Source organism: Spirosoma profusum (genome assembly GCF_014699005.1).
In the GTDB taxonomy this organism is placed as follows: Bacteria; Bacteroidota; Bacteroidia; order Cytophagales; family Spirosomataceae; genus Spirosoma; species Spirosoma profusum.
Window position 1 is genome coordinate 55,740 of record NZ_JACWZY010000030.1, and the last position, 26,894, is coordinate 82,633.

Sequence of the window (26,894 nt, forward strand, 5' to 3'; positions counted from 1 at the left end):
TTCAGTACTAGGTTGACGAACTTTTTTAGCTGGACTTTTATACGTAATGCCTACCAATGTTTTGTCGATTTAAGGATTATTTTCGGATAATAAAAAGCCAGTTAACGTATCAATCGCACTCTCCCCGTCCGAACGTAATCATTTTCAGTACCAACCGACCGGGCTGACTTATACGAAAGTACCCAGGCATAGTCACCAGTGGCACAAGGACTTCCATTAAACGTACCGTCCCATTTATTTTCCGGGTCAGTGCTTGCGAATATAAGGCTGCCCCACCGGTTATAAATTTTCAAGCTGAACGATGCTACGTCCTGAAAAAATACAGTCAAGGCATCATTTACACCATCGTTATTTGGCGTAAAGACATCCGGTACGTACACCGGATCGGGCATACAGGAACTGCATTGTCTAAGCTGAATATCATCAATTGCCAGATCGTTGCCGCAGCCGCCTTCCTGATTCAAGAGTTTAATAACTACGCGTTCATCGGTTAAAGGAGCTGTGAAAACAGTTGCATACTGATTCCAGACGGGCGTTGGTGTTTCGATAATGGTCCCTAAATCAATTGACTTTAATATTGTTCCATCTTCCGTTTCGACGCGGATGGTCAGGTTAGGTAACACAGAATTTTGACACACGCCGGGCTTGATTAAGTTTACAGCCCAGAGCGATAATTCATAACTTGTACCCGGACACAAACCAGCTGCAATCGGTTGTTTATAAAATTCCCCTGCTTCAAATGCCCCATTTACAATCATCAGCTTACCAGTTACATCGCCAGGCGTATGATCTTCGGATAAAGCATGCCAGAATGAACTGAAACACGTACCGTCGACTGCGTTTGAAATGGTATATTGACCGTCTTCCGGACAAGCGGACGCTATGTAGGAATAAGCCGTTAAGCCGGTCAGGGATACATTTTGTTGCATCGACCCAAAAGACTGATTTATAATTAAGTCACTGGAAGGGGCATTACAACGTTGAGAAAAAACAGGGAGGTTACAGCTTATAAGCAACCAGATAACCACGCTTGTTGCTACCCGGATTCGACCCGACAATGTAAGGCTATTGATGGTAAAATTATGGGCAGCGTAACGCATAATAAGCATTTAGACGACTGGCTCAATGGGCGGTCACCAGTTGCTTTATGGAATTGTCTAATTATCAATCAATTATATAGAGAGTATATATTAAATTAATAGTTTTTTAATATGTGTAAATAAAAATGTACTATTCAACAGTATCCTGCGCATCGATCGAACATGTTACGTGGCTTACCGAAACGGAATGCCACTTTGATGACGACGTAGCGGTATTTAGGTTTCGCTTGCCCGATACGTTCAGTACGTGGGCATGGGAAGCTGTTCTGTCTCCAGATGAGCGGGTAAAGGCAGAACGCTATTACCGACTACAGGACAGGCAGCGATTCAGCTACGCCAGAGGATTACTCAGGATTCTGGCCGGAAAATATACCGATCAATCCCCAAACAGCATCCAGTTTACACTTAGCTCCATGAAAAAACCAGAATTAAGTGGAGCAACGGGTTGGCATATTAACGTATCGCACGCGGGCCAGTGGGTGTTGCTGGCTTTTGCCCGTGAGCCTGTCGGGGTCGATATTGAGCAGGTAAACGATACGTTTTCCTGGCAAGATATTGTTCAGCAGAGTTTTAGTCGACAGGAGCAGGAGCAACTGGCGGAGACACCGGATGCCCGACATCAGTTTTATGAATTATGGACGCGAAAGGAAGCCCTTCTCAAAGCTACTGGTAAAGGTCTTGACGACGATTTTGCAAAAATTCCCTCATTGAAAGGCATCCATTCCGTACGAAATGACGTATTGGGAGAAACCGATTCGTGGTCAGTACTGAGCTTTCCGACGGTAAATGATTATCTATCAGCGGTGGCTTATCGACCGAGATTAAAATTCCCTAAATTTTTTTCTATCGATAGTGGCTATTTAGAGCATTAAACGTCAAAATAGAGAAATGTGTACAGTTCTTATGATATATTACTTGTTTTCATAATTTGTAAATGGTAAACTTAAAGCAAGTTCATATCGCCCCATTGAACAGACCCATTGACGTTATGCAGCAGTTCGTGCTGAAAGCTCTTTACGTGTTGGTAACAGTAAAATACCCCAGGCTTCGCCCCGATTTACGGTATTTCATTCGTGACAACTATTATTCCCGGTTAAATCAGTTTCAATTCTGGGCCAAAGATTATGTTACCAAAAGCCCGTATAAGGTCGTTGATTTTCACGGTGAATTCGATCAGGAATTGCGTTACGTAATGCCGTTTGCATATTGGCATTTTCTGAACGGTACGTTGAAAAAAACAGTGTCGAGTTCGAATACGAAACCGTTTTATTTTTTCAGCGAAAATCATGAAGAGAAGTATAATAAACGGGTTTGGGAAAGCGGATACGGTTATTATGAAGTACCCAACATGACGCACAGTCCGTCGTTCAGTTTCTCGAAATGGAAACGGGTTCCGTTGAAGGCGCATTACAAAAACGATGTATTTGTTTACGATAAACCGATTCTGATAATCGCCAATAAATACAATATTGAATGGGACAAACCGCCCATAAACTTTCTGGACGTAGCGGCTCTGGATCGAATTATTTCGACGTATAAATCGCGGTACCAGATCATCTATAACCGACCTTTATCAACCCAGATTGTGGTCGATAATAGTGAAATTATGGATTTGAATGAGCATGAATGGATGCGGCAAAATCATCCGGAAGTGCTGCTAATGAATGACTTATATGGGGTGCATAAAGATAAAGTTTCGAACTTTAATCATCTCCAGTTGATGGTATACGCCAACTGCAACCGGTTTATTTCGATGCATGGCGGAACGGCGGCTCTAGCCAGCTATTTTGAAGGCATAAATATCATTCTGTCGCATCCGGGTGGGGGTATGGAGCACCATTTTAACGAATACGCCACTATTTTTCCGGCACTGTCGGGTGCGAAAATCCTTCACGCCAAAAACAGACAGGAAGTATTTGATTATCTGGACACTAATTATTGATTGAAAGCCAGTCGGGTTGCATCGGTTTTGTCTAAACAAACGTATTGTTAGATAACGGAACAGCTAAGGGACGTAACACACTGATTGACTCACCCAAAAGATGTCGCTAAAAAAATACATTGACGACCGACCAGCCCTCAAGCAGTTCGTACACCGGCTGCTGATTCCCTCGGGTCAGGCCCGCCCGCGCCGATGGGTGAATTGGTTCGTAAATCCGTTTGTGCATCAGCGCCATCGTACGTCAATTGTTCGGTCGAGTGTTCGGATGGACGTACTGCCCTTCAACCCGTTCATGTTGGGTGCTCAAAGCATAATTGATGATTTTAGTGTAGTCAACAATGGCGTTGGTAGTGTTGAGATTGGAAGCAATACGTTGGTGGGCATCGGGAACGTAGTAATTGGCCCGGTTACTATTGGTAACAACGTAATAACCGCGCAACACGTCGTATTATCCGGCCTGAACCACGTCTACGAAGACGTACATAAACCCATTCGCGATCAAGCCGTTACCCGACATCGAATTATCATTGAGGACGATTGCTGGATTGGTGCTAACGTAACGATAACGGCTGGTATTACTATTGGTCGCCATGCAGTGGTAGCCGGAGGCAGCGTAGTCACGCGCGACGTACCAGCTTATACAATAGTAGGAGGTAACCCTGCCCGAATCCTGAAATATTATGATGCGCAGGTGGGAGAGTGGGTAAGCGCCAAAAAATCAGCCGATTTACCTGTGTAAAAGAACAGGGGAATTGTAAGCCTAAAACTATAAAACTGATGAAAATTGGAAAGTCAGATGACTTATTGTCGTCTGGCTTTTTGGTTTGTAGCTAGTAGATGCTGAATTGGAGGAAAATTCTCTATCAGAAGAATCCTAAATCTTATTTTTGTACTATAAAAATTGCGTTTTCATACTTCTGTGCTTAGAATAATGTAATATCAGGTTTTCACCGTTGATCGTTGTTTTTTGTTGCTTCATCCCTCAAATCCGGCGTTTGGTACTAATTCGGTAGGTGGATTCACGAGTTACCCTCATATTTGTATCATCAATCACAAACAACAACTACACTAATGAAAACGAACCTTTTGCACATCAACCGCCCTCCCCGGCCCCGAATTATTGAAGTAGGTGGCCCTTTAGTTGGCCTTCGTGGTCGGACTATTTACCGGATGCGGGCTCGCTAAGCGACCTGATCCCCAAGCGGTAAGCTCCCGGAAAGTGGGAGCTTTTTTTGCTTTATAGTCAAGTAAACACTGGGTATTTCTTATCGTCCTAAAGCTTATTAACAATAGCTACTTATATATCAAATTCGCTTTTCTATGATCAAACAATACTTGCTAACATCCTTTCTACTTCTCTTTATTTCCTCCTTCTCATTTTGTCAAGACTCTATCCAGGTTAAATCTAATAAATCAGTAGTGCCTTTCTATAAATGGGAAGTAGGGATAGATTTACTTCCCCTTGTTGATAAGGCTAAAGATGCATACGGATACGTTCTCAAACGTAACTATGAATTAGCTAGTGGCCGAAAAGCGTTACGACTTAAAGTATGGCCTCGCTTTTTAGTCAATCCCGGAACAGGAGTAGGAGGAGCAGTAGGAACGGGAGAAGAAAAGCAAACCAGTATCAACCTGGCATTGGGGTATGAGCGCCAAAAGTTGTACGGCCATTTCGCGGTTTTATATGGTCTTGAGCCTTATTTCCACTACAGTTTAATTCGAGTACTAGTAATTCCTAGCGGTTTAGAAGCAATTAGACAAGAAGAGACGAGACTAGGGGTGGCTGGTTTTATTGGTGGCCGCTATTACGTAGGGAGCCACCTCAGTTTTACACTGGAAAGCCATTTGGTTTATCAGTATCGCGACTTTAGTGGTAACCAACAAAATGTTGCCAGCTATTTTCAACGCACTCACCAGTTGTTCATTGAACCGATTCACGCCCTTTACGTCAGCTATCAATTCTAGCTACTTTTTGAACCTATTTAAACTTTAATTCGAGTGCGGTTTTTGTCATGCTGACTCAGGAAGCATCTTAAACTTTCCTCATTAGTACTTTAGGATGCCTCAAGATGCTTCCTGCGTCAGCATGACAAAAACACTCATTTTAGAATTGCGTCTGAAAGTTTAAACAGGCTCTTTATTTTTATTACAGGGTCAATCTATATGGAATTAACTTTTTATCGAATAATATAATTCGTAGTTAGTCAACATGTAAGGATAATGTACAAGCCACTAATTACTCAGTCAGTTGTATTTTTGCCCGTGCTACGTAGCAGATTACTTATATCCCCTGAATAACCGCTTCAAACTCTTCAGCCCGCTTTTCCCAGGAATTGGCTTTTGCCATCGCAATACGTTCGTCAATTCGGGACGTAGCGTTATCCGATAAAGCGTAACGTAGTGCTTTGGCGAAATCTTCCGGGTTATTCGCCAGTTCGACAACGCCGTCAAAATCATCCAGAATCGAAAAAGGCGTAGACACAACGGAGAGGCCAGCCGCCAGATATTCGTTGATTTTCAGGGGATAAATTGTGTAAGTATGCTCGTTGCACACGAACGGAATCATGGCTGCCGTCATTCGGGCAAGTAAGGCGGGTAATTGTGGGGGTTGGTGTGGCGGAATAAACTCTACATTCGGATAAGCGGACAGGACTTCCTTCAGTGCTACCGATTTTACTTCACCAACAAATTGAAATACTACGTCGGGCATGGTTCGTACACAATACTCGACTAGTTCAAGGTCAATTCGGTTGTCGGCGGTTCCCAGATAGCCTACAATGGGTTTCGTTGGCTGTTCCTGTTGCGCCAGGAAATGCGCTTGGTTAAACAAGTCGAAATTAACGCCATTTTTTACACAGAATGCATTCGGCTGAAGCTCAGATTTCGTCCGACGTAGCGTTTCGGACGTAGTAACCACAGCATCAACGCGAGGTAAATAAAGCGATTCGTAACGCCGTCCATGACGACTGATCCAGCTTGCGGCCGTTATCTCATCGAAACAGTAATAAATGGTTGCGCTCTCGCCCAGTTTTCCGAGCATAGGCAGTCCAAAAACGGGATTAAAGGCATTAATAACCAGCGGTTTCTTCATGCCAAGTTTTGCCATCACCCGCCGGAGTCCGGCTGTTAGTCTATTGACGTTCAGACGTAGTAGAGCATCGTGGGGCTTAACCGGCAGGAAATTTACGGGTAGCATGAGCGGTGGTGCCCAAACATAGGCTTCAATGCCGTCTTCGAGTGTTTTTTTAGTTAGTGGATCACTCAAACGTATCGGTGCTCGTAATGCCATTGGTTGGCGCCCCAAAAGCCCCATCGCCCAATCTTTAAGCGTATACTGATAATCGACGTAAAGCACTTTGTGACGGGCCGCCAGTTCGGACATCAACTGCACCACAGCCTTCTGATAATCACCTTCCCAGGTGGTCTGACCAACACAAATAATACTGTCGAAGTCCTTCATAGAAAAAGGTAAACGGCGTTTATCGTCAGAACTCATGAGCGTCGGGAGGCATCCAACGACATTGTATATACGTCGATTAGGTGACTGGCCGTTGCGTGCCAGGAAAATAATTCGGCTCGTTTCAGCCCTTTTTCGCGTAAATCGGTCCGTAGCGCATTGTCGATTAATAAACGTAACAGCTTACGAGCCATGTCTTCGGATGAAGTTGGGTCGGCCAAAAGGGCCGCATCACCCGCTACTTCCGGCATCGACGACGTAGTGGATGTTAAAACGGGCGTACCGCAGGCCATGGCTTCCAGAATGGGCAACCCAAAACTTTCTCGTAGCGACGGACACAGAAAAACAGTGGCGGCATTATACACTAACGGCAATACGTTGTTGGGAATATAGCCGCACAAACGAATGTCGCTGGCCAGCGATTGACCACCAATTTCGTTCAGTAACGTATCGAGCGACGCTTGAGGTAGATTGGAAATAACGATTGGCAGCGAAAGTTGCCCCTGTTGTTTAAGCCATAACAGCGACTTTAGCACCCCACCTACGTTTTTCTTCGGGTCAGTATTACCCAGGAAAAAGATAAACGACTCGGGCAGGTTGTATTTTTTTCGAACCTCAGCAAGTTTCTCGGCATCATCAATCACCCTGAATTGCCTGCTAACGGCGTTCCAGATGGCTACGACCTGCGCCGGATTCAGGTGCATATGGTCGATGATACGTTGCCGTTCGAAGTTGGAGACCGTAATGATGCGGTCACTGGATTTCACCACACGTGGTACGTTCCAGCGTCGATACTGATTGCCGAATCGCTGGTACCAGCTACCACGTAGCAGTGGCTGATTTTCCAGGAAAATAATGTCATGAAGCGTCAGTACCAGGGGCACCGAGCAACGTAATGGAGCCGTGTTGGCTGTGCAGTGCAATAAATCGACGCCGTATTGCTTCACCGCTTTCGGAAGTACGTATTGCTCCCAGACCGGATAAGGTCCGCCATCCAGTTCGACAAACTGAATGTTCGGTACGTCGGGAAGTCCATCGCGGTTCGAATCGGGTTTCACAAAAACCACAAATTCATGTTGTGGAAAATCGGCCAGCGCCCGGATCGTTTCCAAAGCGACAATATCCATACCGTGCCGGTGGGGCCTCAGGAGCCGTTGTGCCTCAATTCCGATTCTCATGCTGTTTGCTTTTGAGTGTCCCAGCGTTCGCAGGTGCTGAACAACACAGACGTAATGAAGAGCAACGTACTGGTCGGATATTGCCCTAAAATTGGGTTTGTATAACTCACGACACAGATGCCAATAAATTCAGCCAGTAAGGCCAGCATGATACTAATTGTCCATGGATCGTTTAACTGCCAGATTTTATAGGTTCCCAACAGTATGATACTGGCGAGGTAAATCAGGTAAAGCGTGAGGCCAACTATGCCCGTTTCAATCCAGATTTGAACGTACCAGCTATCGGTCGGAATTTGGGAGGCAAAGTGATTCGGCGAAAAACGCTGACCAGCACCCGACGACGTTCCAATACCCGCCCCAAAGGGTTTATCTTTCAGGTAGTTTCGTAATTTCTGCTGATTATCGAGACGTACCTGGAACGAAGCATCCTGCGTAGGACGTAGCGCCGTGCGAATCCGGTATATCTGGTAATTGGAATCGCCGATATGCGTAAACATGAGGATTGCCAGCACGGGTATGGCGATCGCAACTCCCCGTAAAATATGTACGGGATTACGTTTCAGAAACAGATAGGCCGGATAACCCCCTATAATCACGAAAAGGGCACCACGTGTACCCGAAAGCGCAAATCCCCAGAAAAGAATTACCGCCACAAAAGCCAAAATAGCTTTCAGTAACCACGATTTAGTTTCAAAAAAGAAAATAATACACAGAAGCGTAACGCCAGCCATCTCGGAGCCGAATTGCCCGGCATCGGAGTAAAACGAAAAGCTACGAAGCTGCCCCCAAAGAATGTGCTGACGGTCAGCACCTTCGGCCAGCCACCGGAGTTCGGCCGATTCTAGCCCGATATACTGCTGCTTGAACCCCCATAAGGCTCCCAAAAACGACCAGACAATCCAGGTAACACAAAACAGAAGAATATTGGATTTGGTAATTGGATTTACCAGAACGATGATAGCTACGATAAACCAGCTTATCGAAAATGAGCGGGCGTGATAAAACCAGGCCGCTGGATGTGGGTGTTCGGGGTTAAAGTATTCGAGGATATTGAACGAAAACCAGACAATAATCAGCCAGAAAATCGGCTCCCGAAGCCGTTTCCAGTTCATCCGTTTACCGTTCAGGAACGTACTTAATAAGGTGAGTACCAGTACCGCATCAAGAGCCGTACCGGGCGATAAGTTAGGCGGCAAAAAACGGGTAAAACCGATCAGGAAGCTGAGGTGTAAATAAATATAGAGCCCAATTCTTGGCTCCAGCAAAACACTGATACCGACTGCCAGTGCTACAGGTATGCCAATAGTAGCCAACGCACCTAAAATACCCCAGGCTCCGATAACCCAACCAGCTAACATAGCCAGTAAGACGCCTACTACCGTCAGAAACCACGGCTTGTCGCGCCATTGCTCGGCCAGGGAAATAGGTTGGTCAAGTTGATGCATGTTAACGTATTAAAAACAGGTAACTTAAAGTTTGTTAAAATGGAGATTTTGTAAATAGATTCACACCCAAATTTAGCATTTTCTAAGTGAACTTGATTGGCTTTGGTAGTAAATATACTTACGTAGTAATTAGGAATTAAGATGCCCGTTTGGCTTTTTCCCACACGCCCGACAGGTTTCCGTTACAAAAACGAATGAAACCAGCCAGTACGCACCAGTTCATAAAGACAAAATAGAATGGTACAAAAGTGAGCTTGAAACGGGTCTGTCGGTTTTCAAGAACGTAACCGATTGTAGCTATTGCGTAAAAAACAAGTTGTCCAATAAAAAGCAATTGCCAGAATGTTGTCGACAGCATACTATCCGATGTAGCTGACTGTGTCAGCATAATCACATTCAGCAACAACAGCAGTGGCAGACAGAACGGAGTTACTGCCCAACGTAGCACCCGGTGTGATACGTACTGAAAGCTGAGCCAGCCGTACGAAAATATATTCAGCAAATAAGCAAGTCGTTTGATCGACTGAAAACCACCCGTGGCAATCCGCACTTTCCGTTTACGTTCTTCGCTCACCGAATGCGAGGGGCGCTCCAGCGCGTAGGCATCCGGTGCGTAGTCGACTCGGTAGCCGCGTCCGGCGATACGTAGCGAAATCATAAAATCGTCCAGCAACGTATCAGCTTCGACCGGTTCGTATAAATTAGTCCGAATGGCGAATAATTCACCGGCGGCTCCAACAATGGTGTGAAGCTGGGCATCCAGTTTTTTCAAAAACGATTCATACTTCCAGTAAAGTCCTTCGCCACTTCCGGCGGCCGCTTCTTCACCTTCCAGTTGAATCCGTTTTTCGCCTGTTACGCAACCAATGTCGGCGGGTTCGAAACGCTTCACAATCCGGCTCACCGCTTCGCGATTCAGTTGCGTATTGGCGTCGGTAAAAATGGTGATAGGCGTAGTGACCTGCTGCATGGCGCGGTTCATAGCTACAATTTTACCGAGTCGCTGCGTTCCCGAAATAACCTTCAGATTGGGAATATCCCTTTGACGTCCCGCCAGGTACGTAGCAGAGTCGTCGGTCGAACCTTCGATCACAAAAAGTAGATGCAGGTGTTCGGCGGGATAATCCTGATTCAGGCAATTCTGCAGCTTGGCAGGCAGGTAATCGAGTTCGTTGTAGGCGGGAACAATCATCGTTACGTCGGGAAAGGCCGTTTCCGACGTAGCAGGAGCCGTTACCTGCTTACCCTTCAGCTTGACCAATAGCCAGGCTACGATGCCATAACCCAGATACGTATAGAAAACCAGAAAGGCCAGGAGAAAAAACGTCCACCCAACCAATTGATAGAAAAGCGTCATGTTTGATGATGGTAAAAGACCTAGACGGGTGATACACTGGTGGACCTTAGATTCCAGAGAGTTCCGTCAATAAAGGCCCTGGCGTGTTGTATTTTCCCTTTGACAAGATACGAAATGATGTGTTTGGGAAATACGCACGTAGTGAAGTAAAGATAAAAGACCAAGCGCTGGAAAGGCGAGCAATGACGGCGCATAAACAGAATCCGATTGCGGGTCAGGTAATACGTCTTCAGTGTACTCTGCTGCCCAACCGATGCCGATTCTTTATGCAAAATAGTAGCAGTAGGCTGGTAGTAAATTTGATAACCTGCGTTACGTATCCGCTGCGACCAGTCGAGTTCTTCGTAGTACAGAAAAAAACGCTCGGCAAAACGACCCACCTGCTTCACCACTGACCGACGTATCATCATGGCGCAACCGTGGGCAAAATACGTCTGGTGTGGCTGATCGTATTGTCCTTCGTCGGGTTGATTGTATCCGATGGCGGTGGCTGTGCCGGTAAGCATATTCATGGGATTATAGCCCGCAAACTGCAATACCTTCGGACTCGCGTGGAATTTGATCTTGGGGCACGTAACGCCAATTGTATCGTCAGTGGCAAATGGCTTAAGAAGTTCATCAAGCAACGTAGCAGATACTTCGGTATCGTTATTGACAATGAAGAAGTAATCCCCTTTGGCCTCGGACATTCCCAGATTGTTACCACCTGTAAAGCCTAAATTGGTTTCGCTACGTATCAACCGGACTTTTGGATATAGACTCAAATCGATACTGGAACTGAGCGTTTCTGTCGACGCATTGTCCACGATAATGATTTCGTAGTTTGGGTACGTCAGTCGCGTGGTCGATTCCAGAAACTGTCGGGTAATTTCGGCCTGGTTATAGTTGATCGTAATGATCGATACAAGCTCAGGAACCCCATTGTTGCCTATACGTTCTCCTTTTGCCATAAGCTGAAAATCGTCCGCCACATAATATATAGGTCGGTTTTGAACGAGAACGAATTGGCATATTCAATATCGAGGAACGTCCGCTCCCGATCCGACATGGCTGGCTGGCCTTTGGCACGCTTTTTTATTTGCCATAAACCGGTAAGGCCAGCCGGACCAGCAAAACGACGGGCAAATTCGTCGGAGGTTAGTTTCTCGGCTTCGTAGAGGGGCAGTGGTCGATTGCCAACCAGCGACATGTGGCCGAGCAGGATGTTGAAAAGTTGCGGCAGTTCGTCGATGCTGCTGTTCCGTAAGAACGTACCAAAGCGTGTAATGCGCGGGTCGTTACGGAATTTCATGAACTTCGCCGACTTTTCGTTGTCCTGTAAATATTGTTTCTCACAGATAGGTTGATCTTTATCGAAAAGTAAACTCTGGCAGCCAACACCCTTGGCACGACAGGCGCTGCACAGAAATTCCGTTGTTTGATAGATGGGCGTAGAAGCGGATTCCGTAGCGTAGATATTATGTGAAGCCATGTTGTTGATGAGCTGATCAGCAGCCACGCCCATCGTTCTGAACTTATACATATTAAATACGTAGTAGTTGGCTCCGGCCCGTTTCGACTTATAAAAAACAGGTCCTCTGGAATCCAGCTTGATCAGTATCGCTACCAGCAGTAGGATCGGCGAGAGAATAGTCAGAATCAGCAGTGAAGCCGCAATATCAATGGCTCGCTTCCACCAGGGGAGTTTAAACTGATTAACGGTATAAATATAATCCGCTACTCCATAAGCCTGCATCCGATTCGTTAATTTGAGGTAATAGCTAAGTTTAGATTGTATCGCGTAATTATCCTCGTTGATAACCAGCATGTCTGTAACTCCGTCCATAATTGTAGTTTTTGGTATTTGGGTTTCCTTAGAAAGACAAGTAACCAGAATGGGAGTAAGTCCGTAAGCCGGATTACTCCGCACCATGGTTACCGTACTGAATTCATTAAGCTTATCGGCAATTACCAAACTGATGCCGGGGTTTCCGATGAACCAGGATTTTACCTCTATTGCGTAACTAAAGCGAACTATACGGCAGGCCGGGCCGACCATATTTATAATTCGGTTGGCAATTAATTCATCTTCGACCACCAGCAAAACACTTAACCCAGGCATTGTTGTGTTCAGTCAGATTGTAGTGTCGATATACTACACTTATGGGATTACGTAACTTTTGTTGATGCTTAACTAAGCAGTTATTGATAGGCTGCGTCAACGTACACTGCTTAGCTAAACATCAATGCTTGTGGACTCCTGACGTATCAGGATACTGGAATCCAGGTACTTATTGGTGCTATTATAGGGAGAGAGTGTAACTGATGCCGTCAATTATGCGCTTTGTGAGAGCGAGTAATCACCTAAAAGCATCGACAGTATACGCGAGCGTTGCTGCCACAGGGGTTTATTGACTGGTTGTGTCTGCGTGATCGCTGATCGCTTCTGGCCTTCTTCCGTAGTGACAGCCCGACGTAGCAGGGCATTCAATTTTGCTTTTACTTCTAGTGGATTGAATGGTTTTGAAATAAAATCATCAACTCCCTGTTCCAGACATTCGATGCGTGTACTGCTATCGGGTGCGTTAGACAGAATAACAACTGGAAGATGATGCAATAGGCGACTCGTCCGAATAAACTTGGTCAATTCAATACCACTAAAGAAGGGTATATTCAATTCGGTAAGTACGCAATCAAATCGATTTCCCTGAATTAATAACCGTGCTGCTTCCTGGCCTGTAGTTGCTACTGTGATGTTAAATTCATTTCGTAGATTTTGAGCGAGGATGTCAACCACGTAGGGATTTTCATCCACTATGAGTAGGTTGTGTTTGGTATTCATGATGCCTGTTTAAAATCATTTATGGGTTAGATTCTGAAAATTTAGACTACGAGGACATTCTCAGGTTACAATTCAATTTAAAAAAACATGTGGCTGGTGGAGCAAACGTTTTTTGAAATATACCACCGTTAAATCAAAAGGCCACTTGTATATAGTGATTAGTATTTAATTTAAAGCGTTGATAATCAATATCTTATCGTTTTTAATTTTACATATGAAAACTTTCGGCCATCAAATTGTCTCTTAAAAAGTGGTTAACTAGGTAAAATGCAAAATTGATTAAACGGTAGGTGGTTGAAATGCAAATTCTGGATGAAAACAACCTACCAAATAGTAAATAAATACCCGTTCCCCAGCTTGTGCACGGGTAAATAATAAGTACTGATGATTATATTAAATTGGCATTATATATATATTCTGTAAACGATATATTTAATAAAAATTCATTTGAGTAACTACAGAAAACTCATTTTTTGGCTTCTTTTTACATATAATTAACTCATTTTGTAGTCATATATTTATAAAAAGTAGTACTTATTTTCTATCACAAATTTGCACAGATGCATCAACTTCTCGCTAATTCCAGCAACTTATTCGACTTTACTCAATTAGGCCATCGTCTTGATTTGTTTGTATTGGTCAAGGAAGAAATCCCGGAAAAGTACAGAAATTAATGAAGGTTTATTAGGCTTATCCACAGAATAGTATAAAGGGTGACATAGAGTTGAAGCTCTCTGCCTGAGGGTACTTTTACTACTCTGAAGCCTCTTTTGGAACAATCAACTGCCCGGTCTATCCGTTTCACCACAAAGCCGTATCTTTGGCCTGAGTTGCTATTAACTTTCTATGAATCATCCAACCCTTTTTCAACGGCTTCGCCCGCATCTGTTTGCTGTAATAGGTCTATTTGTGCTGGCCACTATCTATTTTCTGCCGGTATTATCAGGTAAAACTCTGTCAATGCACGATGTGCAGGAAGCCTCGGCGGCTGCTCACGAAATTCGGGAATTTGCCCGCGAAACCGGCGAAAAACCCCTTTGGACTGACGCTGTTTTCAGCGGTATGCCAGGCTATATGATTGATTTTCATTATCCTTATATACTTGTTTATAAGGCTTTTACAGGCTTTGTTAACGTATTGCCAAACACCGCCAGTATTTTGTTTGTGGTGATGCTGAGCATGTACATTCTGCTGGTTGTATTAGGCTGTAACTCGTGGCTTTCGGCAATGGGCGCTGCTGCTTACGGGCTTGGTACATTCAGTGTGGTTAGCCTTGAAGCGGGGCACGTATCGAAACTATTTGCCTTAGGATATGGAGCCGGTATGCTGGCTGGGGTGATTCTAGCGCTACGTGGTCGGTACTTGCTCGGAGCCGCCCTGACAGGCTTCTTTTTGTGCATGGAACTAGGGGCCAACCACATTCAGATAACGTACTATCTCTTTATGACGGTAGGTATATACGTCGTGGTGGAAGGCGTTACGTTGGCACGAACCGGTAAGAGCCGACAACTGCTGTTTGGACTCGCTACGTTGCTGCTGGCTGGTGTATTGGCAGCCGGTAGTTTTGGAAAACGGTTACTAATACTGAATCAGTACACTAAAGAATCGATTCGGGGTAAGTCAGAACTGACAGCTAAAACCACTAATCCCGATGGCAAAACGCCCAGTAGTGAATCGAAAGGAGGGTTGGATAAAGATTATGCATTTTTATACAGCTACGGCAAAGCTGAAACCCTGACGCTGCTCATTCCGAACGTATACGGTGGGGGGTCAATCGGCGGATTAGGGACCGATTCCGAGTTTTATAAAGCTTTAGTAAATCGGGGAATCGATCCATCAGCAGCTAAACAATTTGCGGAGGAAGGCGCCCCAACGTATTGGGGAGATCAGCCGATTCTGGGCGGACCTGCCTATGCCGGAGCCGCGCTGTTGTTCTTATTTGTGCTGGGTATGTTCGTTATTCGTGGCCCTATTAAGTGGTGGTTGTTAGGCGCAGCTGCACTAATGATTATGCTCGCCTGGGGTAAGAATTTTATGTTCTTTAACGAGCTTCTGTTCGATTACCTTCCCTATCTGAACAAGTTCAGAGCAATGACTATGGCGCTATGTCTGGCGCAGTTATTTTTGGCTGCTGGTGCCGCTATGGGAATTCAGGCGATTGTCGACCAGAAATTAACATTTGCCCAGTTGCGCCAACCGCTGCTGATTAGTCTGGCGGCAACAGCGGGTGTAGCGTTGATAATAGCTGTAATGGGAAGTGCATTTCTGTCGTTCCAACGGCCCAATGATGTCGATATGCTGGCCCGCACGGGCCTTGGTGAAGCCGCCAAAGATTTTCTGGCTCCCCTCATCAGCGACCGGCAGAGTTTGATGCGTTCGGATGCCTTCCGTTCCATTATTCTGATTTTGCTGTCCGCTGGCGCTATTTATTTATTCATTACCAACAAAATCAAATCGGCGGTTTTTTATCCGATCTTGTTTGCCATTGTTGTTTTCGATCTGTTTGCGGTTGATAAACGGTTCCTCAACAGCGCTGATTTTGTTCCCAAATCGCAGGTTACAACCATTTTTGATCCGACGCCCGCCGACGGGCAGATTCTTCAGGATAAAACACTTGGCTACCGGGTTTTCGATCAGACGGGGTCGTTTATGGAAAGCAACCGGGCTTCTTATTTCCACCGGTCGATTGGGGGCTATAACACTACCCGTTTGCGTCGGTATAATGAACTGATTAACCACGCGTTCCAGAACAATACGTTGCATATTCTGAATATGCTGAATGCTAAATACGTTATTCAGCCCGGCCAGCCCGACCCCAATAATCCACAGCAACAGCCTGGCCCAGTTCCCATTCCAAATCCTGAAGTATTGGGAGCGGCCTGGTTTGTCGGAAACATACAACAGGTAGCCGATGCCGATGCCGAAATGGCAGCGATGAAAACGCTTAATCCACGCGATTCGGTTGTGGTTGATAAGCGATTTGCTGCCCAATTAGGTAATCTGCCTGCCCAATTAGATCATACAGGCAGCACGATTCAACTAACAAGTTACCGCCCTGATAAACTGATTTATTCGGCCAATGCTACACGTGATGGGCTGGCTGTTTTTTCAGAGATTTATTATCGAGGCCATGAAGACTGGCAGGCGTTTATCGACGGAAAGCCAGCTCCGCACCTGCGTGCCAACTACGTATTACGAGCGCTACGTATACCCACTGGCAAACACAATATCGAATTCCGTTTCGATCCACCGCTGGCCCGATTAGGTGATACTATCGATCTGATATGCAACGTATTATTAATTGCATTGATTGGTTTTGTCGTCTTCCGGGAAGGGCGCAGCCGGAGCAATCAGCCAACAACCGAGCCTGATCCAATAATGCCGCCTGCACCAGAGAACGTAACACCGTCGAAGCCAACGAAAACTAAATCGCGCTAGGCCAGAATTAATGTATCACTCCGGGGGAAATCCCTCGCCTTTAGGCGAATACTTTAGTTTGATCGCATTATGCCACACTACCGTTAGGCGAGCTATACGACCTATGATTGTAATCGGTTTTGCAGGCGTAGGTAATGTGGGCAACTGGCTGCACGATGTCAATTTTCAGAACCTCAACTATTCGTTAGGTGGAGGAGTCCGTCTGGCTCTGAACCGAAAAGAACGCCTGAACCTACGTATCGATTATTGCTGGGGATTAGGCCAGAGCGTATCGAACGGACTTTATTTTCAGTTGGGAGAAGCCTTCGGATTAGTCGATTTCGCTACGTTGTTCCAACCGCTTAAGGCGAACCATTTTCCGAGTCGGTAAAGCGGATACGTGAACACAAACGCGCCCATTACGTCGATGGTATAATGAACGTGCTGCACGAGCAATAATGCCCCTACAATCAGCGAACCGATAAAAACCAGCACGCGATCCCACCAACGGCGCAAGCTCAGAAAGATGAGAAAAATGGTGGATGTATGACCCGAATAAAACAGGTCTTTGGTGATGTACACTTTCCCGTAAAACGCATTGGTAATCGGATCGACCATCGGAATCAGGCCAACGGGCGGATCGAGTGGCAATAGATTGATACTAATCATTCGCGACAGGCTGACAATAACGTAGCTGTAGACAAACATCATAAAAATGGCTGGACTACGTCGGACTCGGATAAGCAGGAGCAAGGCAGCCGCCCAGATCACCAGAAAAATAATCAGCGATACGTCCAGGGGTGGAATCTGATTCAGAACCCAGTCGTTTAAAACCGGACCGCTGTGCTGTTCAATAATCTGAAAAAACGTAGGAAAAGCACCAAGTAAGGCAAGCAAACTAATAGAACCCGCAATAAATTTTCGGCGAAATACTGGCGATTTCCAGGCGATTCGCCAAACCAGATCATCAACAGGATTGGGTGTGAAAAGAGACATAACGGCAATGTAAAAGGCCGCAAAGTTACGAAAAGATTAAATGAGCGAAAGAGTGAATGAGCGAATAACCTGCCGGATGGTTTTTGCTCATTTATAGCGCCGAACCGCAGTACTTACAGTAAACCGCGTCGGGATCATGCCCCTGCCGACTACAGTTAGGACAAGCCTGCGTCGAAATATCCAGTTTTTTACTGGCCGTGGTTAGGCTAACGGCAACAATTCCGGTTGGTACGGCAATAATGACGTAGCCGAGCAGCATGATGATTGTCGCGATAAACTTACCCATGGGTGTACTGGGAACAATGTCGCCATAACCGACCGTAGTAATCGTAATAACGGCCCAATAAATGCTCAACGGAATGCTTTCGAAGCCATTGGAACGCCCTTCCACTACGTACATCATGGCGCCCAACGTAATAACCAGCGTAAAAATAGCCACGAAAAAAACGGTGATTTTCGCCCTGCTTTCACGTAATGAGTAGGCTAGGAGTGCTGCCGCCGACGTGTATTCACCCAGTTTTAAAATACGGAAGATACGTAGCATCCGGAGAATCCGCACAGCCGCCAGTTCATGCGCACCGAACATAAAAAGGCCCAGATAACTTGGCAATATAGCCAGCAAATCGACGAGGCCAAAAAAGCTGGTGACGTAACGGATTGGCTGACGGATGCTGATGATACGTGCTACGTATTCGATGCTAAACAGAATCGTAAATACCCATTCTATCCGGTCGAAGAATTGGCTGTGGAAACGCGCTATCGACGGTACGCTTTCCAGAATAACGGCCAGTACACTCAGAACAATCAGAAAAAGTAACGTAACGTCAAAAGCGCGACCTGCCCACGTATCGGCCTCAAAAATAATTGTGTGAAGCCGCTGCCGAAAACGTTGCCAGGGAGTATTCATGAGAAAACGCTTTTGAATATTTTACACCATCAGCAAACGCCATATACCAGAAATGAGAAACAGTATCAGTCCGGCGGGAGTCAGTACTTTCCAGCATAGAAACATCATCTGGTCAACGCGGACGCGCGGAAACGTCCAACGTACCCACATCTGCACCAACACAGCTAGGAACGCTTTCGACAATAGCCAAAAGGCACCCGATACGTTGCCCCAGACGGTTCCGGGTGCGCCACTGGTCCAGTCGGCCAGTCGAACTGGGCCGATGTTGGGTAATGGTGTATTCCAGCTACCCAGAAATAATACAACGCCCAAGAACGACACCAGCAGCATCATGGCGTATTCTGACAGGTAAAGTAAAGCGAAGCGCATTCCCGAATATTCGGTGTGAAAACCAGCAACGATCTCCGATTCACCTTCAGGAAGGTCGAACGGAGCGCGGTTGCTTTCAGCTAGTGTGCAGATGAAAAAAATGACGTAGGCAATCAGTAGAAACGGATTTCGTACTACGTTCCAGGCGAAAATACCGCCCCAGTTTGTTACGTCGATTCCCGTCGCTTTCAGTCCGAAAAGGTAGTTGGTGCTCGTCGCGAAGATGCCTTGCTGAAAACTAATTGCTTGTAAGTTAAGCGTCTGGCAAATCATCACGACGCACAGAATAGTCAGGCCCAGCGGAATCTCGTAGGAAATTATCTGCGCCACCGAACGCATGGCACCAAACAATGAGTATTTATTATTGGAACCCCAGCCCGCCATCAGAATCCCCACTACGTCGAACGAGACGATTGCCATCAGGTAGAACACACCAACGGCAGCGCCCGAACCTTGCAAATCAGGGGTAAGCGGCAAGACGGCAAAGCCAGCGAAAACCGACGCAAAAATGACCGCTGGAGCCAGTAGAAACAGACGGCGGTCGGCGGCATCGGGAACAATGTCTTCTTTCTGAAGCAGTTTCAGTAAATCAGCGAAAAGCTGAAGCAAGCCCCATTTTCCGGTTTCCATGGGGCCGAGTCGGTCCTGCATAAACGCCGATACCTTGCGCTCGGTGTATACGCCGACGATGACGAAGCCGGAAGCCATAGCCAGAAAAATGGGAAGAGCGATTAGCATGTTTAAAGAGCGAAAGAGCGAAAGAGTGAATTTCCAGCACCAGCGCTCATTCACTCTTTCGCTCTTTAAATTTAGAATTCTGCTGATTTGGGGGCTCTTGGGAATGGTATTACGTCGCGGATGTTGCCCATGCCCGTCACAAACAGAACCAGCCGTTCGAAACCGAGGCCAAAACCAGCGTGGGGAGCTGAGCCAAATCGTCGTGTGTCCAGATACCACCAGAGGGCTTCAGGTTCGATGCCCACTTCGTGCATTCGGGCGGTCAACTTGTCGAGGTCATCTTCCCGTTGCGAACCACCGATGATTTCACCGATTCCCGGAAACAGGACGTCCATGGCACGAACTGTTTTCCCATCCGGGTCCTGCTTCATATAGAACGCTTTGATTTCACGGGGATAATTGGTCAGAATAACCGGTTTTTTAAAGTGTTTTTCGACCAGATACCGCTCGTGTTCCGACTGCAAATCGACGCCCCATTTCACCTCGTATTGAAACTGCCCTTTCTTCGCGGGTTTCGAATTCACCAGAATATCAATGGCTTCGGTGTAGGTCAGGCGAACGAACTCGTTGCTGATCACAAATTGAAGTTTTTCGAGCAAGCCAAATTCACTTTGCTCTTCCTTCTTTTTGGTTTTCTCTTCTTCCTTCAGTCGGTTATCCAGGAACGCCAAATCATCGGCGCAGTGCTGGATGGCGTAACGTATCACGGTTTTGACAAAATCTTCGGCCAGATTCATGTTGTCTTCCAGCTCGTGAAAAGCCATTTCCGGCTCGATCATCCAGAACTCGGCCAGGTGACGGGTCGTGTTGGAGTTTTCGGCGCGGAACGTTGGTCCAAACGTATAAATCTTACCCAATGCCATAGCGCCTAACTCGCCTTCCAACTGCCCCGATACGGTCAGATTGGTTTCGCGCCCGAAAAAGTCCTGACTAAAATCAACTTTGCCTTCTTCGTTCAAAGGAGGTTTGATGGCGTCGAGTGTCGTTACGCGGAACATCTCACCGGCTCCTTCGGCGTCGGAAGCGGTGATGATAGGCGTATTGAGATAATAAAACCCGTTGTCGTTGAAATACTTATGAATGGCAAACGCCAGCGCGTGCCGGATACGTAGCACCGCACTGAACGTATTGGTACGTGGACGTAGGTGAGCGATCTCGCGCAGAAATTCGAGCGAGTGCCGCTTGGGTTGAAGTGGATATTTTTCAGGGTCTGCGGTGCCGTAAACCGTTACGTCCTCAATCTTAACCTCAACTGCCTGACCAGCTCCCTGCGACTCGACCAACTGCCCCGTTACGGCCAGACACGAACCCGTTGTGATGAGTTTCAGCGTTTCTTCGGGAAGCTGACCGGGTTGGGCCACCACCTGAATTGTATGTATGGTCGACCCATCGTTAAGAGCGATGAAAACGGCGTTTTTACTTTCGCGTTTGGTACGTACCCAACCTTTTACCGTGACGGTGGTACCGACTGGGGCGGTTTTTAATAACTGCTGAATGGATTGATAACTCATACTAAAACGGTGACCGGATGTTGGTTACAGTCGCAAAAGTACGTATTGTCATTTGAATCGCCCACAGTGAATTTGAATCTATAAAAACACTACGTATGGGTAATTGTTAATTGAAGACTTATTTTTGTCCCAAGTTTCAGCCGGGCCGCCAGAGCGGTTCCAGTTCCAAGTTGTACAGAGAGCCCGGAACGTTGAACAAAACCATGCCTAATACCCTATATATCGTTCGCCACGCCAAAGCCGAAGACCGAGCTATGTTCATGGCCGACCACGACCGTCAACTGACGTCCGACGGGATCATCGCTGCCGCCCGCATGGGTCGTTACCTGCGTAGCAAAGACATCCGCCCTGAACGTATAATCAGCAGTACAGCCCCCCGTGCGAAAGACACGGCCAAGGTTATTGCTGAGCAGTTGGGATATGATACGGCTGCTATTCAGTTAGATGAAAAGTTGTTTGACGGCGGTCCTAAAGCGTATCTGGCGGCCATCAATGCTATTCCATCAACGATAAAATCGGCTATGATTGTAGGGCACAATCCCGACGTATCCTATCTGGCCGAATTTTTGACGCATAAGGATATTGGCTCGATGAGCAAAGGTGCTGTACTGGCTGTGGAATTTGGCGATCTGAATTGGGCCGAAGTTTCCGGACGTACCGGTACGTTGCTGTTTGAAATATCGCCCAAACAACTGCCGACAGAATGAGTAGGCCCCGACAGGCTCCGGCTGTCGGATACGTGATTACTACTAAGTTAGTCGCTAACGCGACTCTGACAGCCAGAGCCTGTCGGGGCCTACTCATTACGTACCATGAATCGCAATCGTCGGATTTTCATTGTCGTTTTTATCGTTTTTACCACCATCGTAGCATTGCTGGCGATTGATATGGCGAGCCGAACGACTGCCCCCTGGAATAAACGCCGGGAGGTGGAACGGGCATTGCCCATGCCTAAAGATGGTACGTCTGTTGATACACTGGCGACCGATACGTTGCTGACTCCCTGATTTTTATGCTGCATCTTAAAGCTGTTCACCACATCGCCATTATTTGTTCGGATTACAACGTATCGAAGCGATTTTATACCGAAATATTGGGCTTTTCTATTCTAAATGAACACTACCGAGCCGAGCGGCAATCTTATAAATTAGATTTAGCCCTGAACGGCCAGTACCTGATCGAATTGTTTTCTTTTCCGAGTCCACCCAAGCGCCCGTCCCGCCCTGAAGCACTAGGACTCCGACACCTGGCGTTCGCGGTTTTGAACCTTGATGAAGCTGTTACGTTCCTGAACAGCCAGAATGTAGTGACTGAACCAATACGTACCGATGAGCACACACTTCGTCGCTTTACGTTCTTCTCCGATCCCGACGGCCTGCCGCTGGAACTTTATGAAGCAGAGGGCAGAGGGGTAGAGGCATAGGGTGTGGCGTTGAGAGCCATTTACCCCATGCCCTTACCCCCATGCCCTATGCCACTCAGCACACGTACCAGGGCGTTGACGTCTTCGGACGTATTATATACATGAGGGGCAATACGTAGTACGTTGGCGCGGGCTGATACCGATACGTTCTCACGTAGCAACGCCTGCTGAATGGAGATGGGATCAACGTTCTGGGGCAACCATAACCCAACCAGGTGATGGCATCGGCCACGCGAGCCATTTTCGGGTTCGACGCGGTAACCGAACTGTTCGAGGATTGGCCATGATTCGGCCATGAGCTGCTGAACGTATCGTTGGATACGTATCGGTTGCCAGTCGAGGAGTTGGGTTAAGGCAGCCTGAAGCATTGGCATCTGTAGAAAATGCGTGTGCTCGCCTACGTTGTATCGGTACGCTTTTGGCCGATACGTGTGCTGGTAGTCCATCAATCGATGAAACTGATCGCTGTCGATCCGGTTCATCCAGCTTTCCTCCAGCGGAATCCCATCGTCAAATGCCGGACCGTAATAGGCCAATCCGAGCGAATAAGGCCCCATTAACCATTTGTAACCTGCACAGATCAGCGCATCGGGCTGAACCGCCGACAGGTCGAAGGGGAGGGCACCAATGGATTGCGTTCCGTCGATGACGAGCCAGGCACCCACTTGGCGTGCTTTCTGACCAATCGCTTCTACATCGAATCGGATGCCGTACATCCAGTGGGCGGGCGGCACGACGACCAGTGCAGTTTCTTCGTCAATTGTTTCAAGTAAGCGCTCATTCCAGGCTGGCCCAATCGGGAACTGGTCGGGCATGTCGACCGTAACAACCGTCAGCCCCAGTTCGGAGTGAACCCGATCCCAGGCGTAGACATCACTCGGAAATTCACCGCCGACCAATACAATTTTCTGGCCATTCTGAATTCCAGGTTTTCGCACCAGATTTCTGGCTATCACAGCCATGCCATACGAGACGGATGGAATTACGGCGATACGTTCAGGATCAGGATTTTGGATGAGTTCAGAAAAAAGTTTTCGTACAATAACCGCCCCACTAAAAAAATCATCAGGTCGTAACCCAAATGGATTTGTTTGTTTGGTAAGGGCTTCATTTCCAGATTGTTCGACGGCCAGACTTAATGGAGCACGAGTTGCACAGTTGAGATAATGCATACCGTCGGGAAGCCGAAACAGGTGATTTTGAGGAGAAAGTGGTACGTTGGATGAAGTAGACATGAACAGAAAAAGCAGCAGATTTTAAATCAAATGTAATTCTGGCACAAGGTTTGTTTATGATAGGGTGTAACATACAAACCCATACCCTTTTTATGAATACCCTGTTGGGCATCGGTTCACGGATTCGACACGATGAGTTTGGCGATGGCGTGATTATCAACCTGAAAGCTGGCGGTTACACCATTACGTTCGTGCAGCATGGCGTGAAGATAATCAAATTCGATACGTCGCTGACCGTCGTTGAAGCTCTGGAACCCGACAGCGATCTGGTCAGCCTGTTCGATGTGGAGCAATCGCTTACCCGCATTCTGCAACGCTGGGCCGATCAAACCGAGCTGGTGCCGCTGGGTGATAAGTGGAAAGGAGGGAAGTTGATATTAAAACCAGGTCGTACGGATCTGTCCCATAAAGAAATGCCGATTGATGCGTTCTTTCACAAGATTGTGATGGTTCGCGACCGGCTGCGCGTGCTCGAGCAACGCGTAAATGCTAGCACACTCGACGACGAAGAAAAAATAAATATACAACAGTACATTACCAGAATCTACGGCAGCCTGACCTCGTTCAACGTGCTGTTTAAACACGCGCATCAGCAATTTGTGGGGGAGAAATCGACTGTCGATGCGTAAGACATTTAGTTATTGATAGTAAATGTTTCATATAGTTTTGGGTTAGTTAGATTGGGAGCTCCCCGCTGCTGTTTCGGTGGCGGGGACTTTTTTTGTTTTAGGAATGGTACACAGAGATGCACAGAGGTTTTATATTTTTCTCTGCGTATCTCCTTTACCCTCTGTGCATCTCTGTGTACCATCTTATGATTTGAAGGATACGTATAAACATAAACACCAGCCTCAAAGAAGCTGGTGTTTACCTCCCGTTCTAACCGAGTTGTAAATAGGTTGGTACTTAACCTCCTATACGGATTAAACCCCGAAAGGGTTGCGTCGGTACGTAGATTTTATCAAAGTTGGCCTGAGGTGTAATTATTCTTCTGTCAGGAGATCTGGATTTTGATAAATATTCCCCAAAACTACCCGCTTGCGAGAACGGCTATAACCCGTATTCTGAATAAGTGCCCCACCATAGGGACCATGTTCGTCGCCTTGTTTGGATAGGATGGCCCAATAGCAATTTTCGGCATCCCAATAGACTTTATAAGTCGTCTTGTCGTCAATGGCAATGATATCGCCTTCGTAAATATCGTTCCCGTTGCTATCGACAAGGCCAGTGAATTGCATCAAAATGACATTCGCGCTTGGAACCAGAAAATCGGCCCCATCATTAGGTAGAAACAGATGTATCTGGTCGGAATCTGTGCCATAGAAGAAAAAGCCCGACAGATAGTCCATTCGATAGATGGAACTGAACCGGGTCCAGGCTCTAAATTTCAGTTGTCTCATTGTGTTAATCGTTACGCACGTTAAACTTAGACAAAACAACTGTATCTCATACCCATTTATTGATGATAAAATCGGTCAAGCTCATGCCGTTTACATCTTAAATAATATGAATAATGAATAATTATTCGTTTTTTTTATCATCCTGACCGGGCCGCCGGAGCTGGAATGAAGCATCTTTAAGCATCCTTACTTGAGAGTAAAGAAACTTTAAGATCTTTCGTGCCCGCTCCGGCGGCCCGGTCAGGATGATAAAAAAAATGTTATTTAAACTATTGATTATCAATATATTATCTCAATAGATGTCCAATTTACACGTTAATCAGCATGGGCTAGGGTGAGCGCGAATACTGGTAAACCGGCCATTTATAACCCCGTCGATTTCTCCATTTGTTCAGTGTATCTAGTACCCACTACGTCAATCTGAGCAGAAGCATTCTCAATCTCCTGAAGTTCCGCAGCCGTTAACTGAATCGCAGCGGCTCTATTGTTTTCGGTCAGCCGATGTAGCTTTGTGGTTCCCGGAATGGGCACAATCCAGGGTTTCTGCGCTAATACCCAGGCTAACGCAATTTGTGCGGACGTAGCATTACGTTGTTCCGCATATTGTTGGAGCAAATCCAGCAGAGCTTTATTGGCAACACGAGCTTCCTCGGTGTATCGGGGTAAAATGTTACGTATATCGCCTTCCGCAAATTGGGTTTTTTCATCAATTTTACCAGCCAAAAACCCCTTCCCAAGTGGACTGAACGCTACGAAACCAATACCTAACTCCTCGATGGTCGGGATAATTTCTTTTTCGTGCTGGCGCGTCCAGAGTGAATACTCACTTTGCAGGGCAGTGACTGGCTGTACGGCGTGCGCCCGACGTATCGTTTGGGCTCCTGCTTCCGACAGACCGAAATGTTTGACTTTGCCTTCCTGAATTAAGTCTTTCACAGTTCCCGCTACGTCCTCAATTGGTACGTTGGGGTCAACGCGGTGCTGGTATAATAAGTCGATGACATCTACACGCAGCCGTTTCAGGGACGCTTCGGCTACCCGACGGATGTTATCGGGCCGACTGTTGACGCCAGCCATTTTCCCGTCCTGAATGTTGAACCCGAATTTGGTAGCAATCACTACGTTGCCTTTAAACGGTTCCAGCGCTTCGCCGACTAGTTCTTCGTTGATGAAGGGGCCGTACACTTCAGCCGTATCGAAGAACGTAACGCCCTGATCAACAGCTTCGCGGAGTAGGGAAATCATTTCATGGTTGTCTTTGGGCGGCCCATAGCCAAAGCTCATTCCCATACAGCCAAGACCAAGGGCCGATACCTCAAGATTACTCTGGCCAAGTTGGCGTTTTTGCATGATTGTGCTCATAACGATGTGTGTTTTATTGGGTACAAACGTACAATAGAGACCGACGGATAACAACAAAATCCAATCGGATCGCCGAAGCGACAAGACATTACGAAATTCAAACATACGTAGCAACACCTGTAGCAAACAGGTCATTTTCTACAAATCAGCCTGCTTATTCCGACAGTTATTTACCCGGAGTCTCCAGTTGTTGATTCGCGCTGGTACCCACGCTCGGCACCCTGCTACCTTTGTGT

Annotated in this window: 25 protein-coding genes; 10 read left to right on the plus strand and 15 right to left on the minus strand. The window is 46.6% G+C overall.

Annotated features, from left to right (window positions below):
- Window positions 1–101: 101 nt before the first annotated feature.
- On the minus strand, window positions 102–929 hold the full coding sequence (locus tag IC229_RS26950) for a gliding motility-associated C-terminal domain-containing protein (protein ID WP_190890776.1): 828 nt from the start codon (window positions 927–929) through the stop codon (window positions 102–104).
- Between the two features lie 296 nt (window positions 930–1,225).
- Between IC229_RS26950 and IC229_RS26955 the strand changes: the two genes are divergently transcribed.
- From IC229_RS26955 to IC229_RS26970, 4 genes are all read left to right on the plus strand, one after another.
- Complete coding sequence (locus IC229_RS26955; protein WP_190890778.1) at window positions 1,226–1,972, plus strand: 4'-phosphopantetheinyl transferase family protein; 747 nt, start codon at window positions 1,226–1,228, stop codon at window positions 1,970–1,972.
- Window positions 1,973–2,088: 116 nt separating this feature from the next.
- Window positions 2,089–3,042, plus strand: coding sequence for a hypothetical protein (locus tag IC229_RS26960; RefSeq protein WP_190890780.1), 954 nt, complete (start codon window positions 2,089–2,091; stop codon window positions 3,040–3,042).
- A gap of 100 nt (window positions 3,043–3,142) precedes the next feature.
- On the plus strand, window positions 3,143–3,781 hold the full coding sequence (locus tag IC229_RS26965; protein WP_190890782.1) for an acyltransferase: 639 nt from the start codon (window positions 3,143–3,145) through the stop codon (window positions 3,779–3,781).
- 581 nt (window positions 3,782–4,362) lie between these two features.
- A complete protein-coding gene (locus IC229_RS26970) occupies window positions 4,363–5,007 on the plus strand; it encodes a hypothetical protein (RefSeq protein WP_190890783.1) in 645 nt (214 codons plus the stop codon).
- 316 nt (window positions 5,008–5,323) lie between these two features.
- On the opposite strand, the gene IC229_RS26975 is transcribed toward IC229_RS26970, so the two are convergent.
- The 7 genes from IC229_RS26975 to IC229_RS27005 all read right to left on the minus strand — a co-directional run bounded on the left by IC229_RS26975 (window position 5,324) and on the right by IC229_RS27005 (window position 13,300).
- On the minus strand, window positions 5,324–6,502 hold the full coding sequence (locus IC229_RS26975; protein WP_190890785.1) for a glycosyltransferase: 1,179 nt from the start codon (window positions 6,500–6,502) through the stop codon (window positions 5,324–5,326).
- A gap of 32 nt (window positions 6,503–6,534) precedes the next feature.
- Window positions 6,535–7,677, minus strand: coding sequence for a glycosyltransferase family 4 protein (locus IC229_RS26980; RefSeq protein WP_190890787.1), 1,143 nt, complete (start codon window positions 7,675–7,677; stop codon window positions 6,535–6,537).
- Window positions 7,674–9,122: an O-antigen ligase family protein gene (locus tag IC229_RS26985; RefSeq protein WP_190890789.1), complete on the minus strand. Its 1,449-nt coding sequence runs from the start codon at window positions 9,120–9,122 to the stop codon at window positions 7,674–7,676. The genes IC229_RS26980 and IC229_RS26985 overlap by 4 nt, the downstream gene beginning before the upstream one ends.
- A gap of 136 nt (window positions 9,123–9,258) precedes the next feature.
- Window positions 9,259–10,479, minus strand: coding sequence for a glycosyltransferase family 2 protein (locus IC229_RS26990; RefSeq protein ID WP_190890790.1), 1,221 nt, complete (start codon window positions 10,477–10,479; stop codon window positions 9,259–9,261).
- A 20-nt stretch (window positions 10,480–10,499) separates the two neighbouring features.
- Window positions 10,500–11,429, minus strand: coding sequence for a glycosyltransferase family 2 protein (locus IC229_RS26995; protein ID WP_190890792.1), 930 nt, complete (start codon window positions 11,427–11,429; stop codon window positions 10,500–10,502).
- Window positions 11,408–12,580 (minus strand): sugar transferase, encoded by a 1,173-nt coding sequence (locus IC229_RS27000; protein ID WP_317171644.1) that lies wholly within the window; start codon window positions 12,578–12,580, stop codon window positions 11,408–11,410. Before IC229_RS27000 ends, IC229_RS26995 begins: the two co-directional genes overlap by 22 nt.
- 213 nt (window positions 12,581–12,793) lie before the next feature.
- A complete protein-coding gene (locus tag IC229_RS27005) occupies window positions 12,794–13,300 on the minus strand; it encodes a response regulator (RefSeq protein WP_190890794.1) in 507 nt (168 codons plus the stop codon).
- An 846-nt stretch (window positions 13,301–14,146) separates the two neighbouring features.
- On the opposite strand from IC229_RS27005, the gene IC229_RS27010 reads away from it, so the two are divergent.
- Together IC229_RS27010 and IC229_RS27015 are read left to right on the plus strand one after the other, a co-directional pair.
- Complete coding sequence (locus IC229_RS27010; protein ID WP_190890795.1) at window positions 14,147–16,738, plus strand: hypothetical protein; 2,592 nt, start codon at window positions 14,147–14,149, stop codon at window positions 16,736–16,738.
- Between the two features lie 103 nt (window positions 16,739–16,841).
- Entirely contained in the window at window positions 16,842–17,108 is a 267-nt protein-coding gene (locus tag IC229_RS27015) for a hypothetical protein (protein ID WP_223834215.1), read from the plus strand.
- Here the strand turns inward: IC229_RS27015 and IC229_RS27020 are convergent.
- The 4 genes from IC229_RS27020 to asnS form a co-directional block, all read right to left on the minus strand.
- Window positions 17,027–17,713, minus strand: a complete 687-nt coding sequence (locus tag IC229_RS27020; protein ID WP_190890797.1) for a phosphatase PAP2-related protein — start codon at window positions 17,711–17,713, stop codon at window positions 17,027–17,029. The genes IC229_RS27015 and IC229_RS27020 overlap by 82 nt on opposite strands.
- Window positions 17,714–17,804: 91 nt before the next feature.
- Complete coding sequence (locus IC229_RS27025) at window positions 17,805–18,620, minus strand: ion transporter (RefSeq protein WP_190890799.1); 816 nt, start codon at window positions 18,618–18,620, stop codon at window positions 17,805–17,807.
- A 21-nt stretch (window positions 18,621–18,641) separates the two neighbouring features.
- Window positions 18,642–19,727 (minus strand): complex I subunit 1/NuoH family protein, encoded by a 1,086-nt coding sequence (locus IC229_RS27030; RefSeq protein WP_190890801.1) that lies wholly within the window; start codon window positions 19,725–19,727, stop codon window positions 18,642–18,644.
- 71 nt (window positions 19,728–19,798) lie between these two features.
- Window positions 19,799–21,238, minus strand: a complete 1,440-nt coding sequence (gene asnS / locus IC229_RS27035; RefSeq protein ID WP_190890803.1) for an asparagine--tRNA ligase — start codon at window positions 21,236–21,238, stop codon at window positions 19,799–19,801.
- Window positions 21,239–21,441: 203 nt separating this feature from the next.
- Between asnS and IC229_RS27040 the strand changes: the two genes are divergently transcribed.
- From IC229_RS27040 to gloA2, 3 genes are all read left to right on the plus strand, one after another.
- Entirely contained in the window at window positions 21,442–21,945 is a 504-nt protein-coding gene (locus IC229_RS27040) for a SixA phosphatase family protein (RefSeq protein WP_190890805.1), read from the plus strand.
- A 105-nt stretch (window positions 21,946–22,050) separates the two neighbouring features.
- The gene (locus tag IC229_RS27045; protein WP_190890807.1) at window positions 22,051–22,245 is read left to right on the plus strand and encodes a hypothetical protein; all 195 of its coding nucleotides are present in this window, start codon (window positions 22,051–22,053) and stop codon (window positions 22,243–22,245) included.
- A gap of 5 nt (window positions 22,246–22,250) precedes the next feature.
- Window positions 22,251–22,661: an SMU1112c/YaeR family gloxylase I-like metalloprotein gene (gene gloA2 / locus IC229_RS27050; protein WP_190890809.1), complete on the plus strand. Its 411-nt coding sequence runs from the start codon at window positions 22,251–22,253 to the stop codon at window positions 22,659–22,661.
- 20 nt (window positions 22,662–22,681) lie between these two features.
- Here the strand turns inward: gloA2 and IC229_RS27055 are convergent, their stop codons facing one another.
- Window positions 22,682–23,896: an aminotransferase class V-fold PLP-dependent enzyme gene (locus IC229_RS27055; RefSeq protein ID WP_190890811.1), complete on the minus strand. Its 1,215-nt coding sequence runs from the start codon at window positions 23,894–23,896 to the stop codon at window positions 22,682–22,684.
- Between the two features lie 92 nt (window positions 23,897–23,988).
- Between IC229_RS27055 and IC229_RS27060 the strand changes: the two genes are divergently transcribed.
- Window positions 23,989–24,525, plus strand: a complete 537-nt coding sequence (locus IC229_RS27060) for a hypothetical protein (protein ID WP_190890813.1) — start codon at window positions 23,989–23,991, stop codon at window positions 24,523–24,525.
- 354 nt (window positions 24,526–24,879) lie between these two features.
- Here IC229_RS27060 and IC229_RS27065 read toward each other — a convergent pair whose 3' ends face one another.
- Window positions 24,880–25,296 carry a YopX family protein gene (locus tag IC229_RS27065; RefSeq protein ID WP_190890815.1) on the minus strand — a complete coding sequence of 139 codons (417 nt, stop codon included), beginning with the start codon at window positions 25,294–25,296 and terminating at the stop codon, window positions 24,880–24,882.
- Between the two features lie 363 nt (window positions 25,297–25,659).
- Window positions 25,660–26,646 (minus strand): aldo/keto reductase, encoded by a 987-nt coding sequence (locus IC229_RS27070; RefSeq protein ID WP_190890865.1) that lies wholly within the window; start codon window positions 26,644–26,646, stop codon window positions 25,660–25,662.
- Window positions 26,647–26,894 lie beyond the last annotated feature (248 nt).

Bases quoted from the DNA above. Each gene is read 5' to 3' on its own strand.
- IC229_RS26990 (WP_190890790.1), bottom strand. From the start codon at position 10,479: ATGACGCTTTTCTATCAATTGGTTGGGTGGACGTTTTTTCTCCTGGCC.
- gloA2 (WP_190890809.1), top strand. From the start codon at position 22,251: ATGCTGCATCTTAAAGCTGTTCACCACATCGCCATTATTTGTTCGGAT.
- IC229_RS27020 (WP_190890797.1), bottom strand. From the start codon at position 17,713: ATGTCTCTTTTCACACCCAATCCTGTTGATGATCTGGTTTGGCGAATC.
- IC229_RS27025 (WP_190890799.1), bottom strand. From the start codon at position 18,620: ATGAATACTCCCTGGCAACGTTTTCGGCAGCGGCTTCACACAATTATT.
- IC229_RS26970 (WP_190890783.1), top strand. From the start codon at position 4,363: ATGATCAAACAATACTTGCTAACATCCTTTCTACTTCTCTTTATTTCC.
- IC229_RS27030 (WP_190890801.1), bottom strand. From the start codon at position 19,727: ATGCTAATCGCTCTTCCCATTTTTCTGGCTATGGCTTCCGGCTTCGTC.
- IC229_RS27040 (WP_190890805.1), top strand. From the start codon at position 21,442: ATGCCTAATACCCTATATATCGTTCGCCACGCCAAAGCCGAAGACCGA.
- IC229_RS26995 (WP_190890792.1), bottom strand. From the start codon at position 11,429: ATGGCAAAAGGAGAACGTATAGGCAACAATGGGGTTCCTGAGCTTGTA.
- IC229_RS27055 (WP_190890811.1), bottom strand. From the start codon at position 23,896: ATGTCTACTTCATCCAACGTACCACTTTCTCCTCAAAATCACCTGTTT.
- IC229_RS26960 (WP_190890780.1), top strand. From the start codon at position 2,089: ATGCAGCAGTTCGTGCTGAAAGCTCTTTACGTGTTGGTAACAGTAAAA.
- IC229_RS26985 (WP_190890789.1), bottom strand. From the start codon at position 9,122: ATGCATCAACTTGACCAACCTATTTCCCTGGCCGAGCAATGGCGCGAC.
- IC229_RS26975 (WP_190890785.1), bottom strand. From the start codon at position 6,502: ATGAAGGACTTCGACAGTATTATTTGTGTTGGTCAGACCACCTGGGAA.
- IC229_RS26965 (WP_190890782.1), top strand. From the start codon at position 3,143: ATGTCGCTAAAAAAATACATTGACGACCGACCAGCCCTCAAGCAGTTC.
- IC229_RS27070 (WP_190890865.1), bottom strand. From the start codon at position 26,646: ATGCAAAAACGCCAACTTGGCCAGAGTAATCTTGAGGTATCGGCCCTT.
- IC229_RS27045 (WP_190890807.1), top strand. From the start codon at position 22,051: ATGAATCGCAATCGTCGGATTTTCATTGTCGTTTTTATCGTTTTTACC.
- IC229_RS27015 (WP_223834215.1), top strand. From the start codon at position 16,842: ATGATTGTAATCGGTTTTGCAGGCGTAGGTAATGTGGGCAACTGGCTG.
- IC229_RS27005 (WP_190890794.1), bottom strand. From the start codon at position 13,300: ATGAATACCAAACACAACCTACTCATAGTGGATGAAAATCCCTACGTG.
- IC229_RS27065 (WP_190890815.1), bottom strand. From the start codon at position 25,296: ATGAGACAACTGAAATTTAGAGCCTGGACCCGGTTCAGTTCCATCTAT.
- IC229_RS26955 (WP_190890778.1), top strand. From the start codon at position 1,226: ATGTACTATTCAACAGTATCCTGCGCATCGATCGAACATGTTACGTGG.
- IC229_RS26950 (WP_190890776.1), bottom strand. From the start codon at position 929: ATGCAACAAAATGTATCCCTGACCGGCTTAACGGCTTATTCCTACATA.
- IC229_RS27010 (WP_190890795.1), top strand. From the start codon at position 14,147: ATGAATCATCCAACCCTTTTTCAACGGCTTCGCCCGCATCTGTTTGCT.
- IC229_RS26980 (WP_190890787.1), bottom strand. From the start codon at position 7,677: ATGAGAATCGGAATTGAGGCACAACGGCTCCTGAGGCCCCACCGGCAC.
- IC229_RS27000 (WP_317171644.1), bottom strand. From the start codon at position 12,580: ATGCCTGGGTTAAGTGTTTTGCTGGTGGTCGAAGATGAATTAATTGCC.
- asnS (WP_190890803.1), bottom strand. From the start codon at position 21,238: ATGAGTTATCAATCCATTCAGCAGTTATTAAAAACCGCCCCAGTCGGT.
- IC229_RS27060 (WP_190890813.1), top strand. From the start codon at position 23,989: ATGAATACCCTGTTGGGCATCGGTTCACGGATTCGACACGATGAGTTT.